Below are 16,053 nucleotides of genomic sequence, written 5' to 3'. Positions count from 1 at the left end.
GGTGGATGTCCCCTCCTCCCACACTGACCCCTCCGGTGGGTCCCTGCGACTGGGATCACCCGGTTCCACCGGCAAACGGGTCCGTGCCGCGTATTCGTCCTCCGAGGGGCCGCGCCCGGTCCACGACCATGCCGGTCTCCCATGGCAATCGGCGCCGTGCGGATGCGGGCTCCCGGAGCGGGTACCGATGCGGGCGCCTGGGCACGTCACTCGCGGAGCGGTCCGAGGCGTGCCTCAAGGACCCTGCTCGCGCGGTGTCGATTCGGGCTGGACCAGAGGGTTGCCGGACCATGCCCCGAGGGTGACGGTGCCGATGGATGCGAGGCCGGCCGTGTTCGCCGCTTCGGCGATCTCGCTCGGATCGGCGTGGCCGGGCCGGCCCGTCTCCGGAGTGAGGACCCAGAGCACGCCCTCGTCGGCAAGGGGTGCCGACGCATCCGCGAGTTCGTCTGCCAGGTCGCCATCGCCTTCCCGCCACCACAGCAGGACGACGTCCACGACTGCGTCGGTTTCGTCGTCCACCATCTCGGTGCCGATCGTGTCCTCGATGTCGGCACGGATCTCGTCATCGGTGTCATCGTCCCAGCCCAACTCCCGGACCACCGCGGACGGAACGATGCCCATCCTCCGCGCGTAGTCCTGCGCACCCCCGGCAGCCACCATCACGGCCCCCTTCTCGAAACCCACGCCCTGGCACGACGATGCACACGTACGCAAAGCGGTTCTCAGTCTCATCGCCGGGGTGGCACCCGTTCAAGGCTCGACCCGAAAACATTCTGGCGGCAGGCCTGTTGACTGAAGGGGCGATCGTGGCCGCCGGGGCACCTCGGGCGCAGCACACCACAGCACATCGGCGCCGCAGCACCACACCGCACCGGTTCATCCCCTGCCGAGTACGAGGGTGGACCGGGGCGCTCGTGTCGCCGATGCTGGGCACGGCGCCGTCGGGCGCGTCGGCTGGTACCGGTGCGGCGGCGGAGGGACCGGTGCACCCGACCGCGAGGGCGCCGCGTGGCGAACATGCCGGCGACGACGTGCGGAACGGGGTGGCGGATGGTAATCGGGAGCGCGTCCGATCGGGGCGCCGCGGCGCTGGTCGCGTTGCGGTGGGGAGACCGGGCCTGGGCCGATGAGCTCATGGGGCGGTTGCGTGCCCCGCTCCTGGACGCGCTCGCCACGGCACCGATGCTGCCGCCGACGCTCGTCCGGGCCGCGGTGGCCGGCGAGGACGCCGAGGCGCTTGCGGCGCTGGGCAGGAACCAGACCCCGACGCCGGCTGCCGCATTGGCGATCGCGACGCTCGGCAGCCCGGCTCTGGGGGTGCGCCTGTACCTGGCCGAGTTTCCCTTCGGCTCCGACGTGCTCGGCCGGTTCGGCCCCGCCACACAGCCGGAGCCGGTCGGCGACCGTGCCCGGGCCCAGGCCCGCAGGACCGAGATTCGGCGCGCCGTGGCGAACGCGCTCCCGCTCAGGGGCGCTGTGCTGGCCGCCGCCGATCCGGCCGATCCGCGGTGGCGCAGGCCCGGCGGCCTGGTCGAGCGGGTGTTGGAGACCCGGGCGGACGACCGGCTCATCCCCGCGCTGCGTGGGCCGTTCCCCGAGTTGATCGGCCACGCGCTGCGGGTACTCGGCGTGGATCTGCCCCGACCTGTCCTGCTCGACGCCGCCCGCAGGCTGTTGGAGTCCGACGGGGAGTCGTTCGACGCCTTCGTACGTGCTGCCCGGATGCACGCCGACTTCGGCCACGCGGACCTGGCGGGCCGATGGCACGAGGCTGCCGCGACCGCCTTGCCGGTCGACGACGCCACCTTCGCCGATCACCTGCTGCTGCTCGGGTTGCGCCACCTCGACAAGCGGGTCCCGCGCGGCGAGTGCAAGTACACGGACGACCAGGACGAGGACTGGAACGCCGACTTCGCCGTCTACGCCCTGCACGCGTTCGCGAAGGTCACGGCCGATGTGCCGCTGTGGGACCTGGTCCGGGCCGAACACGCGCGCCGCCCGTTCACCGGTCCGGGACTGGCCGCGCTGACCCGGCGTCCGGACTGCCCGGCGGACCTGGCCGCGCAGGCGTACGCCGAGGAGCCGTACCGGGTCCTGTCCCTCGCGCCGCGCGTCCCGTTGGCGTGGATCACCGCGCTCCGCTCCGACCGCTCGAGTGGCATGGTGGTGGGGCCGGCCTTGTCGCGCGGCCTGGCGGAAGGCCGATTCGACCCGGCCGAGGTGCTGGCGACGGTCAGCCCGGCGGTCGACGTCTTCGCGCACCTTCCCCTCGACGCCCCCGGTGTCCGCGAGGCCGTGACCGGCCTCGCCGCCCGCCTCGGCGCGAGCCCCGGGCCGTGGGAGGCGATCATCCACGAGCGGGCCTGGCTCTTCGGCACCGCACGGCAGTTGGTCGACTCGGCGCTCACCGGACGGATGCCCGAACACCACCCGGTCACCTTCGCACGCACACCCCACGCCGCGAACCGCGTCGAGGCGGTGTTCCAGACGTTGTTCGCGTGCGCCGGGCCCGAGGCGCAGGACGCACTGATCCCCTCGCTGCCGGAGCGCCACCTCGAACTGCTGTGCATGCCCGGCGTGGTGACCGAGGCAGTGCGAGCCGAGATCCTCGCCCGTCGCGGGTCGGCCGCGGCTGTGGCGATGGCGACGTTCGCGGCGGGCTTGTCGCCCGCGGAGACGGCCGCGCTGCTGGACCGCGACGAGCCCGAGGTCAACACCCTGTTGTACGCTCGCGCGCCGCTCACCCTCGAACAGCGCGTGCGCCTCACCTCCGGCACGGACCGGCACGGCCGCCCCCGGGCGGTACCGGTCTCCGAACAGGTCGCGGCGTGGGGCGGGCGGCACACGTCGCCCGCGGAGCACCACGACCGGGTCGCGGCCGCCCGACAGTCGGGGCATCCGCTGGTGCTGCGGCACTTCCCCTGGCGCTTGGCGGGGCGGACCGCTGGGCCGCAACTGGCAATGTTGGTGCGGCTGTGGGAATACGGCGGGCCGGACGACGTCAGGGAGTTGCTGGGCTGCGCGACCACGCCGCGCTGTGGTCATCCCGCGTGCCCCTGGCCGGCGGGGACACAAGCGGTGGTTCGCCGGGCGTTGGCCGCCGGCCCGGCCGCCGGACTCGACCTCTTGCGCCGGGCGGCCGAGGAAGCGGTGCGACCCGAAGTGCTGATCGCGGAACTGCGTGTGGCCAACCCCAGGGTGGAACACCCGGTCCATCCCGGCCCCTTGCCGTGGCCGGAGATCCTGCGGGCACAAGCCGAGCGGTCGTTCGACGCCGACGTGATCTCGTTCCTCCTCGCGAAACCCGACTGTCCCGCCGAGTTCTACCGCGCCGCACTGCGCAGCCCCGCCGTCTTCCAAGCTCGGGCGCCGGCTACCTGGGTGGCGCAGGGCCTGGCCCGTGGCGTGATCACCGTGCTGGACGTGGCGGGCGCATGTACGCCGGCGGCCCTCGCGTTCCGCGCCGTCACCACCCACGCCCGACAGAGCCGCCATTTCCTGCGCACCCCCCAAGCCCGCGAACTCATCCGCCGGGTGCGCACCCGTCTCGACAACCCCGATGCGTGGGTGGTCGCCGTGCACCTCCTGCCGGACTTCCCCGGCACCCTGCTCGAACTCGTCGACATCGCCGCGGCGTCGGGATCCTCGGAGCCGCGCCGGCGGCCATGACTCCGCGCCCGGTCACCGGCGTCCCGCGCCACCCACCGTTCCGGTCCGCACCGGCCGCCGGGGATCGGCGTGCGCTTCGGTCGGCTCGCGCTTGGCCGCCGGAAGCGGCCGGGGCGCCGGCCCGGGCGGACCTCGTCCACGGGGTCAAGGTCGATCGGGTCCGGGGGTGCGACGGTCCACGGCCACCGTGCCGGCTTGTGCGATCAGGAGAGCGACGTCGTCGTGGTCGTCGGGGTGTCGCAGGGCTCGCAGGAGCCACTGGCAGGTGTCGTCCAGGGGCAGGCGGGATTCGTCGAGGGTGCGCAGCAACGTGTCCAGACGTTCGTCGATGGCGTGGTGGCGGGTTTCGACGAGGCCGTCGGTGTAGAGAACGAGCCGGTCGCCCGGGTTCAGCTCGAAGTCGGTGGTGTGGAAGGAGATGCCGCCGACGCCGAGCGGTGCCCCGGATGGCAGGTCCAGCAGTCGGGGTCGCCGTCCGGCGGGGGCGAGGACCGGCGGTAGGTGGCCGGCGTTGGCGATGTGGCACCGGTGCCGGTGCGGGTCGTAGACGGCGTAGATGCAGGTGGCGATGTAGTGCTCGAGTCCGTCGGTAATCCTGTCGAGGTGTTGGAGCACGTGGTCGGGAGGCAGGTCGAGGTCGGCGAAGGCGCAGGTGGCGGTGCGCAGTCGGCCCATGGTGGCGGCGGCGTCGATGCCGTTGCCCATCACGTCGCCGATCACCAGCGCGGTTCTGTCGTCCGTCAGCGGAATGACGTCGTACCAGTCGCCTCCCACCTCGTGGGATGCCTGGGCGGGCTGGTAGAAGGAGGCGACGTCGAGGCCGATGAGCTCGGGTGGGCGACCGGGCAGGAGACTGCGCTGGAGGGTCTCGGAGACGTTGCGGACGCTCTGGTGCCAACGGGCGTTGTCGATGGCGACGGCCGCGCGTGCGGCGAGTTCGACGGCGAGGATCACGTCGTCGTCGTCGAAGGGAAGCGGGTTGCGGGCGCGCAGCAGGTCGAAGGCACCGAGGACCTCGTTGTGGGCGATCAGCGGCACCGCGAGGTAGGAGTGCACCCCGGCCCGGGCGAAGGCGGTCGCGACGTCGGCATCGGGGGCGATGTGCTGCAGATCGCTGGTGTCGGCGTGGGCGACCACGACGGGCTGCCCGGTGTGGACGCACTGCGTGATCAGACGGTCGGCGCTGTACGCGGCGAGGTCCCCGACCTTCAGGGAGTCCGTCGCCGGTGTGGGGTAGGCGGAGGCGACGGCGAGCGCGCGGAACATCTCCGGCCCCCGGTCCACGGATGCGCTGGTACGGCGGAAGGCCAGGACGGCGTCGAGGACGTCGACCGCGGCCACGTCGGCCAGGTCGGGCACGGCGACCTCGACCAGTTCCTGGGCCGTGGTCTCCACCTCCAAGGTGGTGCCGACGCGGGCGGAGGCGTCGGCGATCACGGCCAGCCGGCGGCGGGCCCGATCCGCCTCGGTGGCGACCCGGTGGCGTTCGCTGACGTCGACCACCGTGGTCGCCACTCCGATCACCCGCCCGCCGGAACCTTCGAGCCGGAAGTACGAGACCGACCAGGCGTGGTCGTGGTCGGGGTCGGCCGGGGTGCGGCCGACCGTGTACTGGTCGATCAGGGGCGTGCCGGTGAGCAGCACTTGGCGCAGCGCGGACTCGATGGTGTCGACGTCGAGGGACGGGACGATGTCGACGGGGTGCCGCCCGATGTGGTCGGCCGCCGATTTGCCGTTGATACGTTCCAGCGCCGGATTGACCAGCAGATAGCGCAGGTCGGTGTCCAGCAGGGCGATACCGATGGCGGCTTGCGACACCAGGCGCTCGGACAGGGCCAGATCCGTCTCCACCCGCCGCAGCATGCTCTGGTCGGCGGCTATGCCGAGGGCGTAGACGTCGCCCAGGTCGTCCAGGAGGCGCATATTGCGGAACTCCACCAGGCGCGTCGTGCCGTCCCTGCGAAGGATCGGGAACGCGCCGGCCCAGCTCGCGCCGGTGCTCAGGATCTCGGCGAACAGCTTGACCACCAGGTCCCGGTGCATCGGGTGCACCAGCACGTCGGCCGCGTACTGCCCCAGAGCCTCCTCGGCCGTGTGGCCCAACACCTTGTCGGCCTGCGGGCTCCAGAACACGATCTTCCCGCGGTCGTCCAGCACGATCGCCGCGACGCTCAGCAGGTCCAGCAGCCCTCCGGGCGGCGAGGGCACGGCCGCCTGGCCGTGCTCGTCCCGTGGGGGCGACTCGTGTGCACTCATCCCATACAGCTCCCTCCCCAGCGCGGCCAACGCGGTCACGCGCCGGCTGAGGGCTTGTCTCCATGCTGCTCCCGAACCCGGCGCCGCACGATCCGGCGGCCCCGCGGCACGGCTCCGAAGGCCGGCACCGCTGAACCCTTCCTCAGCGAGCCACGTCGATCCGGCAGCCCCCGAAGCCCGGCGCACACCCCCGCCGTCGCGCGCTTTCCCGGGTGAGATCGGGGTCCCGGGCGAACGTGACGGCCGGCGAGTCGGTGCGGCTCGCCTTCGTCGCCGCGCTCGGGCACCCTGCGGGCGGGCCGGGCGTCGGCATGTGTCCATGCCACCGAAATCGGCGACATCGGCGAGACCGTCTCCGGCTGGGAACCCACCGTCCGACGTGTGGTGTGCGTCGTTCGGGTGAACGGTTGCCGGGGCCGAAGCCTTTGGGCGTGTGGGTCGTTGGTCGGGACGAGGGCGTCGGGACGGTCCGGCGCCGCAGCGAAGAGGGAGTGTTCGTGGGTTCGTTCAAGAAGGTCACCATGGTGATGGCCGGCACCGCAGCGGTCCTGATGGCGGGCGCGGGCGCCGCGCACGCCGAGGCCGACGCGGACGGCGCCGCCGTCGACTCCCCCGGTGTGGCCTCCGGCAACAACATCCAGGTCCCGGTCCACGTGCCGATCAACCTGTGCGGCAACACCGTGAACATCGTCGGCGTCCTCAACCCCGCCATCGGCAACACCTGCCTCAACATCGACGGGGACGACGAAGGGCACAAGGGGCACGACGGCGGCCACGAGGCGCCCCAGCACGGCGACCACCGAGGCTGACCCCTCCGAGGGCATTTTCCCGGACGTTCCTCCGCGTCCGACACACCGAGACCCCCGCGCCTGCATCCCGCGGGGGTCTCGGCACGCCCGACCCCCGTCCCGCGTCGGGATAGTCCGGGGGCGACCTCGGCCCCGATTGCGGGCTCGGGCATCGGGTCAAGGCGCCCGGGTCCCGGACGGATCCGTGTCGACGTCCGCCGCGTCCGCCGCGTCCGGGTGCTCCTCTACGGGCAGGTCGAGGGCGTCGGCGACGGCCCGGCCCCGGTCCGCGGGATGGCGCACCTCCGTTCCGGGGACGATGCGGTACGTGTTGCGGCGCCCGCTGCGCTCCCGGATGAGATACCCGCCGTCCTCCAGGTCGGCCAGGATGCCCTGGACGGCGCGCTCGGTCAGCAGGCACACGGCCGCGATGTCACGCACACGCGCCTGCGGATCACGAGCGATCACCGAAAGCACACGGGCGTGACTGGTGAAAAAGGTCCACGACGGCCGGGCCTCGTCCGCATCACTCATGACACCCATCGTAAGCTCGTTCATTCCGGCATCACTACACCGGAAATAGAGTTCCCGAATTCCTTGACGTGCTTTTGCCGGCGTCCGATCCTGGAGTTGACGGGACGCGGGTCAAACCGACCCGACCGGTCCGCACCCCGATCGAGATCCCCACCACGGCACCCGAGTGAGGGAATGGCAATGTCCCCACGTCGCCCCAACACCCGCCGCCGGGGCACGAGTCGCCCCGGACGCCGCCGGCACGGCGCAACCATGACGCGGCATCTCCGTGTAAACGCCGCCACAGACGGCGCCCGAACCCTCCTGCGGATCGGCGGAGAGATCGACATCGACACCGCGCCACAGCTTCGGCGAGCCCTCGACACCGTCCTGGGTTTCGGAGCACGTCGAGTGAACGTGGACATGCGCGCGGTGACGTTCTGCGACAGCACCGGAATCCACGCCCTGCTGTACGCACGAGCCAGAGCCGTCGAGCGCGGGATCGCACTCACCCTCGTACCCTGCGACAAGCTTCGCCGTCTCCTCGACATCACGGGCACCGCGCACCTGTTCACCTGTCTCGCGTTCGCTCCGCCACCCCGTGCGACCGCGGGCGGCTCCCCCAGGGGACCGGGTGACGACGGCATCGAGGGGGCGTCGCCATGAGCGCCCCGGCCTGTTCCGGAACGGACCCCACGCCCATGGAGGTCCACTGCGCGCTCCGAGGCGCGACCTATCCCGCCCGGCCCGGCGGCCTGATCGCGTACGCCCGCGCCCACCACGCGCCCCCGTCGGTCCTGCGCGTGCTCGCCACGCTGCCGGACCACCCGATCGTCGGACCCAACCAGGTCTGCATGGCCCTGTTCGGCCGACACCGGGAAACCCAGCCCGGGCCCTGACCGACCGGTCTCGGCCGCCCACCCACGACCAGTCTTCGACAGGTGATCGTCATGATCCCGCTTCTGCTCGTCCTCCTACTGGCGCTGGTGCTCTTCGGCGCCGGATTCGCCCTCAAAGCCCTGTGGTGGATCGCCATCATCGTCCTCGTCGTGTGGCTCCTCGGCTTCGTCTTCCGAGGCACCGGCGCCGGGGGCGCGCGAGGCCGCTGGTACCGCTGGTAGCCCTCGCGGGGCAACCAGCGACGCGAGGTGAGAACGCGGCCGGCCGTTCCGGTCCCCCACCATGCACACGGGGCGACCGGGACCGGCCGGACGAACCCCGACCGCGGGTTCGACACAGGTCGCCCGGGGGCATCGCGGCTCGGCGGGGGCCGCCACGCTGCCCCCGCCGAGACCGACGTCGAAGAGGCCGAGCGTCGCCGAACGGGCCGCGGGTCACGTCGTCTCGGTGTCAGCGTCGCTCGGTCCACGCGTCCAGGCCCCACCGGAAGGTGTGCTCGGCACCGGGCTCGAGTTCCACCAGACCGGCGCGGCTTCGGAACGCGTCCGCCGGGCAGGACATCGGCTCCACCGCGATGCCTTTGCGCCGCGCCGGCTCGGGGAGCGTGTCTCCCGTGTACACCTGCACGAACTCGACTCCCTCGCCGAGCCACAGGTCGGTGCCGTGCGATCCGGAAGGGTGCGCCAGCCGCACCGCGGCAAGACCGGAGGAGTCCCGCTCCAATTCCGTGAATGCCGTGTCCAGGTGCTGCGCGCCCACGGCCCTGGGGATGCGGAAGTCGAAGAGTGAGCCGGCCACCGGTTCGGCCGCCGCGGGCATGCCCGAATCGTCCGCCGGAAGCCATTTTCGGGCCGGGAGGGTGAGCACCGCGTCGTCCACCGGGTCGGTGCCCACGGTGAGGTAGGGGTGCCGGCCGACACCGTAGGGCGCTGTGCCGGTACCGACGTTCCGGGCGACCACGGCCACCGCCGGCCCCGCCGTCCCGAGCGCGTACTCGACCCGGACGTGGAGGAGGAAGGGGTAGCCCGGCTGTGGCCGGAGCGTGACCCCGAGAAGTACCCGATCCTCGTGCTGTTCCAGCACCTGCCAGGACGTCCAGCGCAGCAGCCCGTGGATCGCGTTGCCCTTCTCGGGCTCGGTCAGGGGCAGCCGGAACTCCTCGCCGTTCCACCGGTACCGTCCTCCGCCGATCCGGTTCGGCCACGGTACGAGGACCTGGCCACGGCCGCCCACGATCGGCTCGTCGGCGGAGAAGCCGTCCAGTACCGGCCGTCCACCGACGAAGTAGCCGCGCAGGGCACCGCCGAGTTCCACGACGGCGGCGGTCTGTTCGCCTTCGCGCAGCACGATCTGCCGCCCTGTCGGACTCACGGACACGATCGGCCTCCACCTCGGGTGCCGGGTCAGGTACATACGGCCCGAGCGGCCCCATGTACCGAACGGGCGTCGGACTAGGACGGGTCGGCGTGGGCGCCGACGGGCTCGGAGCCCGGTGGCGTGGCGGGCGCAACGCGGGGCACGGGGACGAGTCGCAGCGAGACGACGTACGAGACCACGACCGCGACGATCACGAGCGGCATCACGGTGAGCGCCGAGGACCCCAGCAGCAGGGTGGCCAACAGCACCGAGGTCATCGGGAGTTTCAGCATCGCCACGCACATCGCGCCGATACCCATCGCGAACCCGGACGTCAGATCCAGGCCGGGGAGATGGGACAGCGCGATCCCGCCCACCGCGCCCACGAACATCGAGGGAAAGACGAGACCTCCCCGAAAGGCGCTCAGTGACACGCAGTACGCCACCGACTTGCAGAAGATGAGCAGGACGAGCGCGCCCACCGAATATCCGTCACTGCCGGCGAGCAGCGGGTCCAGCGCGTGCTGCCCCGAGTACAGCACCCCCGACGCGTCGTACCCCGACCCTTCGGCATACACGAGCGCGGCGAGCCCGACGATCGTCCCCATCGCCACGGTGACCGGCAGCCTGTGCCGCTCCACCCGCGGCTCCAGATACAGGGCGCCCCGGCGGATGCCCGTGCCCAGGAAGGCCGCCGCAAGCCCGATGACGAGGGCCCAGCCGAAGGACGCGAAATCCGGCACATCGGCGGCGGGCACGTCGTCGAGGGTCAGGGAGTAGGTGCCCAGGCCGGTCCACGAGCCCAGGCCGATGAAGACGAGTGAACCGATGCCGGCCGCAAGCAGTCCCGGCACCAGCACCATCCCGAGCATCGGCCCGCCCAGGCCCGATGCCTCCATCAGCAGGAACGCCCCCAGGAGCGGCGATCCCAGCAGCGCGCTGACCGCGGCGAAACTCCCGGCGGCGCCCACGGCGGCGCTCACCTTCGGCCCGATGTCCCGCTTCACCAGCCGTGCGCCGAACACGGCGAGGCCGGCGCCGAGAGCGATGAGCGGCGCCTCGGGCCCGAGGACGACGCCGATCCCGAGGGAGGCCAGCGCCGCGAGCGCGATACCGGGCAGCTCCTTCGCGGACGCCGCGCCCGTCGAGCCGAGGCCCTCGGCCGGCTTGTGCCCGCCCTCCCCCGGTAGATGGTTGATGATCAGCCCGACCAGCAGCCCCGCCACGGCGAGCAGCGGTACCGGCCACCACGAGGGCGTGTCGTCGAAGCCCAGCGCCTCGGGCAGATCCGTGTAGGTCAGCGACTCGAACCGGGAGACGAGGGCGAGGAATCCGAACGCCGCCGCCGAGATCGGGACCCCGAGCACCGCCGCTATCGCCAAGAGCCCCAGGTACCCGCGAGAACGGACCGGCGCGAAGGGATCCGGTGACACCTTTTCGGGCACTCCGGCAGGCGTGGCCGACACTCGCATCGTCTCCTCAGCAACGGAACCCACCCGCAGGCGTCGGCTCACAAGCCTTTGTCCGGTGATATCACGCGGCTGGAGCGGGTTCCGCGTCCCCGGCCCGCGGAGCCCCGGCATGTCCCGCACCGTCATGCCCATGGCGCAATCGGACCGCGGCCGAGCCGCCATTCGGGGCCTCGATCACGGCGTTCCTACCCGCCGTGACCGGGCCGGCTGCCGGTTTGCCCGCGGCGCCGGCCGACCCGCCGCCAGATCTCCCGCTGGAGGCGGAGCGTTGCGGTGCCCACCGCGACCAGGACCACGATGTTGACCAGCAGTTGCACGAGCGACCCCCATGCCTCTCGCCAGGCGGCGAACGCGACGGAGACACCGACGTCGGCGGCCGCCGGGATGGTGGTGACCGAGATGAACACGCCGAGCAGAGCACTCGTCCTCGCCTCGGTGAGCGAGACGATGCACACGATCCCGGCCAACGTCGCGACGGCGACCGAGAAGAAGTTGGGGGTGTTGATGAGATTGGACACCGGCCGCAGTCCCAGGCCGAACGCCCGCGACTCGGTCGAATGCGCGAATAAGGAGGCTGAACAACAACGTGGCGACGATCGCCGGTACGAAGCCCACGAAGAGCGCGCGCAGACCCTGTCGGATTCTCGTGCGATCACGGCGGTCGATGCCCAGCGCGACGCTTGTGCGGCACAAGCTCCGGAGCAGCCTCGAACACCTGGGGATGCACCCGCACCACCTGCTCCCGCACAGCCTCTACCTGCACAAGGGCATGCCGATCGGTGCCACCGCGCACCAGGCGGGCACCGTGCGATTCGGCACCGATCCGCGGAGTTCGGCTCTCGACGTCAACTGCAAGGCCCACGACCTGGACAACCTGTACGTCGTGGACACGAGCTTCTTCCCGAGCATCGGCGCGGTCAACCCCTCGCTGACCGCCATCGCGAACGCCCTGCGGGTCGGTGACCACTTGGCGGAGCGCCTGGGCTGAGCCTCCCCGTGCCGGGCTCCCCGGCCGGGGAACGCCCTTGTCCACAGGTCACATTCCGCTTCTCGGCCGGGGATGACAATCGTCGCCGCGTGACTTGCGCATCGGGCTTGCCGGCGGGCCGCCCGTCTCCGCCGCGCCCGATGCGGTGCGGTGTGCTGTCCGGTGCTGTCCGGTGCTGTCCGGTGCGGTGCGGTTCGGTGCGGTGTGGCAAGCCGTCACTCCCCGACGTCCTCGTCGGTCAGCGGTTCCAGCACCCCGTGCGTGTCGAGGCGGTACAGCACCACGAGCGCCGGGCCGATCAGCACGACGGCGATGAGTGCGACGATGAGCATCCAGCGCAGCGACTCGCTGTCTCCCGCTGCCTGTCGCACGGTCAGCGAGGTGGGCACCAGATAGGGACGCTGCGCGAATCCCCAGGCCGCGACCATCAGGGCGACCGAGGCCACCGAGGTGTAGCGCGCCCATCCGGCGTTGCGGCCGGAGACCAGCCAGGCCGTGGCGGCCACGGCACCCGCGGCGACCAGGATCAGCACGAGCCCGATCCCGTGGGTGAGGCCGTGCCGGACGTACGAGGCGTGCTCGTCGGTCACGGCCAGGGCGAGCACACCCAGGACCACGAGGGCCGCGATGCCGATCCAGGCGCGCAGCCGGAAGTAGCCGACCAGGTCGTGGGCGCCGAAGCGGCGCGCGTCCGAGGTGAGGAACACCGCACCGAGGAAGGCGGTGGCCGCGACGGTGAGCAGTCCGGCGAAGATCGAGGTCGTGTTCGCCCAGGCGTCGGCCGAAGCGGTGGTGCCCGGCTCGACCCGGCCGGAGGCGACTCCGCCCGCGGCGGCTCCCAGAAAGAACGGGGTGAGCAGCGAGGAGATCGCGAACACGGCCCCGTACACCCGGCGTTCGGCCAGCCTGCGGGTGGGCTTGCGGAGCGCGAATCCGGCGCCGCGCAGGAGCATGCCCACGGCGGCCAGCACCAGCGGCAGCCACAACGCGGTGAACACCGTCTGGAAGAACACCGGGAAGCCGGTCCACATGAGGATCAGGACGAAGATCAGCCAGACGTTGTTGACCTCCCACACCGGCGCCATCGCGTGATCGATCAGCCGGCGCGGGGCCTTCCCGCGCTCCGCACCGCCGGCCAGCAGGTCCCAGAACCCGGCGCCGTAGTCGACGCCGCCGCCGCAGACGTACGCGGCGATCACCACCAGCAGGATCCAGGCCACGGCGTCGGCGATCACGGCCCGCTCCCGGGGTCCGGGCCGGTGCCCGATCCGCTGCCCGAAGTCCCCAACGGAGCAGAGGGCTTCGGGCCGGTGGTGACCAGTTCGCCGCGTGGGCCGTACGGGGTGTCGCTCTCGGGTCCGTCGGCCGGCACGCGGCCGACTTTGGAGTCGGCCAGGCGCCAACGACTTCGCATCTTGAGGAGCACGCCGAGAAACGCCCCGAAGATGAGGCCGTAGAGCACCACGATGACGGCGAACACGGTCCACAGCGTGGCCGCCCCGGTCGGTGTGACCGCTTCGGAGACCCGCATGTTCCCGTAGACGATCCAGGGTTGGCGACCCACCTCGGTGGTGATCCAGCCGCATTCCACGGTCACCACACTGGCCGCACCGGCAAGGGCGGCGCCTCGGAAGAACCACCGTGACCGCGGCAGGTCACGGCGGCGCAACCAACACCAGCCGTACCACAGCGCCAACAGGATCAGCAGGCTGCCGATGGTCACCATGATGTCGAAGGCCCAGTGTGCGATCGTCGCCTGGGTCGGGGTGGGGCGGTCGGAGGCCGGCACGGCGGTCAGCCCGGTCACCTTGGTGTCGGGGCTGAAGCCGGCCAGAATCGAGTCCAGTTGGGGGATTTTGAGACCCCCCTTGACACTTCCGTCCGATTGCAGGCTGCCGAACATGTACTCGGGTACATGGGTGTCGGTGTTCCAGACGAGTTCGGTGGCGGCGAACTTGACGGGCTGCTTGTGGAAGACGGACCGGGCGATGGAGTCGCCGAGGACGAACTGCACGGGGGTCAGGACGGCGGCGATCGTGAACGGCACCCGGAACCCGAGCCGGTGGTAGCGGTCGCGGCGACCGCGCAGCCACCCGACCGCGTAGACACCGGCCACGACGTAGCCCGCGGTCAGGAACATCGCGACCACGAAATGCCAGTACTGCGGTCCGAACATCGGCGTGAAGATCACCGATCGGATATCGACGTTCACCGGCTTGCCGGTCGGATCGAGGGTGAAGCCCGCGGGGGTGTTCATCCAGGCGTTGGCGGCGATGATCCCGAACGCGCCGAGCAGCGCCGCCAGCGGCAGGGGGACGCCCAGCCAGAAGTGCGTCCACGGCTTCAGCCGCCGCCAACCGTACAGGTAGATCGCGATCAGGATCGCCTCGAGGAAGAACGCCCAGGCCTCGACCCCGAATCCGATGCCGAAGACGTCGCCCCACCGACCCATCATGCCCGGCCACAGCAGTCCGAATTCGAACGACAAGACCGTGCCGGTGACGATGCCGACCGCGAACTGCACTGCCATGACGGCGGACCAGCGCCGGGCCAGCAGCATGGCCACCGGGTCGTTCTTGCGCAGACCCCGATGGTGCATCACCAGCGTGATGAACGGCAGTGCCACGCCCAACGGCACCAGGGTGATGTGGGCGGCCAGCGTGAACGCCATCAACTGCCGTGCGGGAAGCAGCTGTTCCGGTGCGGCTGCGGCCAGCAGCTGGGGCATGAGGTTCATGCGGGCCTCGACGACTCGTGCCGGGCGACCTCGGGGTCGTTCGGCGGACCGGGGGATGTGGCCGAGGGCGGGGCGGGTGGCGGGTCGGTCGCGATGAAGGCGCGTTCGCGGCGGGAGCCGGTGGCGAAGACCACCGCCCAACTCGGCAGCGCCCCGATCCGGCTGCGGAAGCCGGTGAGGAAGACGATGTGGATGAGCAGCCAGATCAGCCGGCCGATCAGGCCGGACGCGTGGAACCGGCCCATCTTGACGACCGCCTTGCCGCGGGAGATGTACGCGGCGCTCCCGAGATCCAGGTAGCGGAACGGACGCGCCTTGCCGGTCCGGCCCTCGACGGCGTGGCGAATCCGGCGGCCGGCGTAGGCGCCGCTCTGCATCGCGACCTCGGCCAGACGGGGCAGCTTGTTCAGGCTCATCAGGTCGCCGACGACCCGGATCTCCGGATGGCCCGCGATCGTCAGGTCGGGCTCGACCCGGACGCGTCCCGCCCGGTCCTGTTCCGCCCCGGTGGCCCTGGCCGGCGCCGTCGCCAGCGGCGGTGCCTCGACCCCGGCCGTCCACAGCACCGTGCGCGCCTCCACCTGCTCCGTGCCGCCGTCCTTGTGGCGTACGGTCAGGCCCTGTTCGTCCACGTGGGTGACGATCGAGCCGAGGTGCACCTCCACGCCGAGGTCGTCCAGGGTTCGGGCGGACCGACGGGACAGGACGGGGCCGAAGGCGGCGAGGACCGCGTCCGAGGCGTCGAAGAGCAGCACCCGGGCCCGACTCGGGTCGACGGTGGAGAACTCCCGGTTGAGCGTGTGGCCGGCGATCTCCCGAATCTGGCCTGCCAGCTCGACTCCGGTCGGGCCGGCCCCCACCAGGGCGAAGGTGAGCCATTGCGCGCGCTCGCGCTCGTCCTCGGCGGCCTCGGCCATCTCGAACGCGCGGTAGAGCTTGCTTCGCACGTTCAGCGCGTCTTCCAGCGTCTTCATGCCCGGGGCGTGGGCCGCGAACTCGTCGTGCCCGAAGTAGGACTGGCGCACGCCGATCCCCACGATCAGCTCGTCGTAGGGGAGTTCGAGCGTGCGGCCGTCCGGCCGCTCGGCGTGCACGACCCGTCGGGTGACGTCCACGTCGGTCGCCGTCGCCTCCAGGCAACGTACCTGCTCGTGGCGGCGCAGGACGGCGCGCAGCGGTTGCGCGATCTGGCCTTCGGACAGGATGCCGGAAGCACACTGGTACAGCAGGGGCTGGAACAGGTGGTGCGCACAGCGGTCGACCAGGGTCACCGCGACCGGGGCGCTGCGCAGGGCCCGTACGGCGAACAGTCCGGCGAAGCCGCCGCCGAGGATCACCACCCGACGAGGAGTGACGTGGTCCTCCACGCCC

The 16,053-nt window shown here is 71.5% G+C and carries 13 protein-coding genes and 2 pseudogenes; 6 read left to right on the top strand and 9 right to left on the bottom strand.

Going from position 1 to position 16,053, the window contains the following annotated elements; all coding sequences use genetic code 11:
- Positions 1-234 precede the first annotated feature (234 nt).
- Positions 235-663: a DUF3052 domain-containing protein gene (locus ACIBSV_RS10195; RefSeq protein ID WP_395861244.1), complete on the bottom strand. Its 429-nt coding sequence runs from the start codon at positions 661-663 to the stop codon at positions 235-237.
- Positions 664-1,053: 390 nt separating this feature from the next.
- Between ACIBSV_RS10195 and ACIBSV_RS10190 the strand changes: the two genes are divergently transcribed.
- On the top strand, positions 1,054-3,672 hold the full coding sequence (locus ACIBSV_RS10190) for a hypothetical protein (RefSeq protein ID WP_395861242.1): 2,619 nt from the start codon (positions 1,054-1,056) through the stop codon (positions 3,670-3,672).
- 144 nt (positions 3,673-3,816) lie between these two features.
- On the opposite strand, the gene ACIBSV_RS10185 is transcribed toward ACIBSV_RS10190, so the two are convergent.
- Positions 3,817-5,928, bottom strand: a complete 2,112-nt coding sequence (locus ACIBSV_RS10185) for a SpoIIE family protein phosphatase (protein ID WP_395861240.1) — start codon at positions 5,926-5,928, stop codon at positions 3,817-3,819.
- A 497-nt stretch (positions 5,929-6,425) separates the two neighbouring features.
- On the opposite strand from ACIBSV_RS10185, the gene ACIBSV_RS10180 reads away from it, so the two are divergent.
- Positions 6,426-6,737 carry a chaplin gene (locus tag ACIBSV_RS10180; RefSeq protein ID WP_395861238.1) on the top strand — a complete coding sequence of 104 codons (312 nt, stop codon included), beginning with the start codon at positions 6,426-6,428 and terminating at the stop codon, positions 6,735-6,737.
- 156 nt (positions 6,738-6,893) lie between these two features.
- Here the strand turns inward: ACIBSV_RS10180 and ACIBSV_RS10175 are convergent, their stop codons facing one another.
- Positions 6,894-7,250 carry a MarR family transcriptional regulator gene (locus ACIBSV_RS10175; protein ID WP_395861236.1) on the bottom strand — a complete coding sequence of 119 codons (357 nt, stop codon included), beginning with the start codon at positions 7,248-7,250 and terminating at the stop codon, positions 6,894-6,896.
- 252 nt (positions 7,251-7,502) lie between these two features.
- Between ACIBSV_RS10175 and ACIBSV_RS10170 the strand changes: the two genes are divergently transcribed.
- The 3 genes from ACIBSV_RS10170 to ACIBSV_RS10160 are packed head-to-tail and all read left to right on the top strand — an operon-like array spanning position 7,503 to position 8,350.
- Positions 7,503-7,895, top strand: coding sequence for an STAS domain-containing protein (locus ACIBSV_RS10170; protein ID WP_395861234.1), 393 nt, complete (start codon positions 7,503-7,505; stop codon positions 7,893-7,895).
- Positions 7,892-8,128, top strand: coding sequence for a DUF2795 domain-containing protein (locus ACIBSV_RS10165; RefSeq protein ID WP_395861232.1), 237 nt, complete (start codon positions 7,892-7,894; stop codon positions 8,126-8,128). Before ACIBSV_RS10170 ends, ACIBSV_RS10165 begins: the two co-directional genes overlap by 4 nt.
- A 51-nt stretch (positions 8,129-8,179) precedes the next feature.
- Positions 8,180-8,350: a hydrophobic protein gene (locus ACIBSV_RS10160; protein WP_395861230.1), complete on the top strand. Its 171-nt coding sequence runs from the start codon at positions 8,180-8,182 to the stop codon at positions 8,348-8,350.
- Between the two features lie 229 nt (positions 8,351-8,579).
- Here the strand turns inward: ACIBSV_RS10160 and ACIBSV_RS10155 are convergent, their stop codons facing one another.
- From ACIBSV_RS10155 to ACIBSV_RS10145, 3 genes and pseudogenes are all read right to left on the bottom strand, one after another.
- Positions 8,580-9,506, bottom strand: a complete 927-nt coding sequence (locus tag ACIBSV_RS10155; protein ID WP_395861228.1) for an aldose 1-epimerase family protein — start codon at positions 9,504-9,506, stop codon at positions 8,580-8,582.
- Between the two features lie 74 nt (positions 9,507-9,580).
- Positions 9,581-10,951, bottom strand: coding sequence for a chloride channel protein (locus tag ACIBSV_RS10150; protein ID WP_395861226.1), 1,371 nt, complete (start codon positions 10,949-10,951; stop codon positions 9,581-9,583).
- A 191-nt stretch (positions 10,952-11,142) separates the two neighbouring features.
- A pseudogene (locus ACIBSV_RS10145) lies at positions 11,143-11,638 on the bottom strand (DUF389 domain-containing protein); the annotation flags it as partial.
- A 1-nt stretch (position 11,639) separates the two neighbouring features.
- On the opposite strand from ACIBSV_RS10145, the pseudogene ACIBSV_RS10140 reads away from it, so the two are divergent.
- Positions 11,640-11,945: pseudogene (locus tag ACIBSV_RS10140) on the top strand (GMC family oxidoreductase); the annotation flags it as partial.
- Between the two features lie 215 nt (positions 11,946-12,160).
- On the opposite strand, the gene ACIBSV_RS10135 reads toward ACIBSV_RS10140, so the two are convergent.
- From ACIBSV_RS10135 to ACIBSV_RS10125, 3 genes are read right to left on the bottom strand one after another with little or no spacing between them, the layout of a single operon-like run.
- Complete coding sequence (locus tag ACIBSV_RS10135) at positions 12,161-13,180, bottom strand: cytochrome d ubiquinol oxidase subunit II (RefSeq protein ID WP_395861224.1); 1,020 nt, start codon at positions 13,178-13,180, stop codon at positions 12,161-12,163.
- Positions 13,177-14,682 (bottom strand): cytochrome ubiquinol oxidase subunit I, encoded by a 1,506-nt coding sequence (locus tag ACIBSV_RS10130; protein WP_395861222.1) that lies wholly within the window; start codon positions 14,680-14,682, stop codon positions 13,177-13,179. Before ACIBSV_RS10130 ends, ACIBSV_RS10135 begins: the two co-directional genes overlap by 4 nt.
- Complete coding sequence (locus ACIBSV_RS10125) at positions 14,679-16,049, bottom strand: NAD(P)/FAD-dependent oxidoreductase (RefSeq protein WP_395861220.1); 1,371 nt, start codon at positions 16,047-16,049, stop codon at positions 14,679-14,681. Before ACIBSV_RS10125 ends, ACIBSV_RS10130 begins: the two co-directional genes overlap by 4 nt.
- Positions 16,050-16,053: the final 4 nt, after the last annotated feature.

The sequence above is a fragment of the Embleya sp. NPDC050154 genome (assembly GCF_044460165.1).
In the GTDB taxonomy this organism is placed as follows: domain Bacteria; phylum Actinomycetota; class Actinomycetes; order Streptomycetales; family Streptomycetaceae; genus Embleya.
Note: the sequence above shows the minus strand (reverse complement) of the source record. Positions and strands in the feature narration are given on the sequence as shown.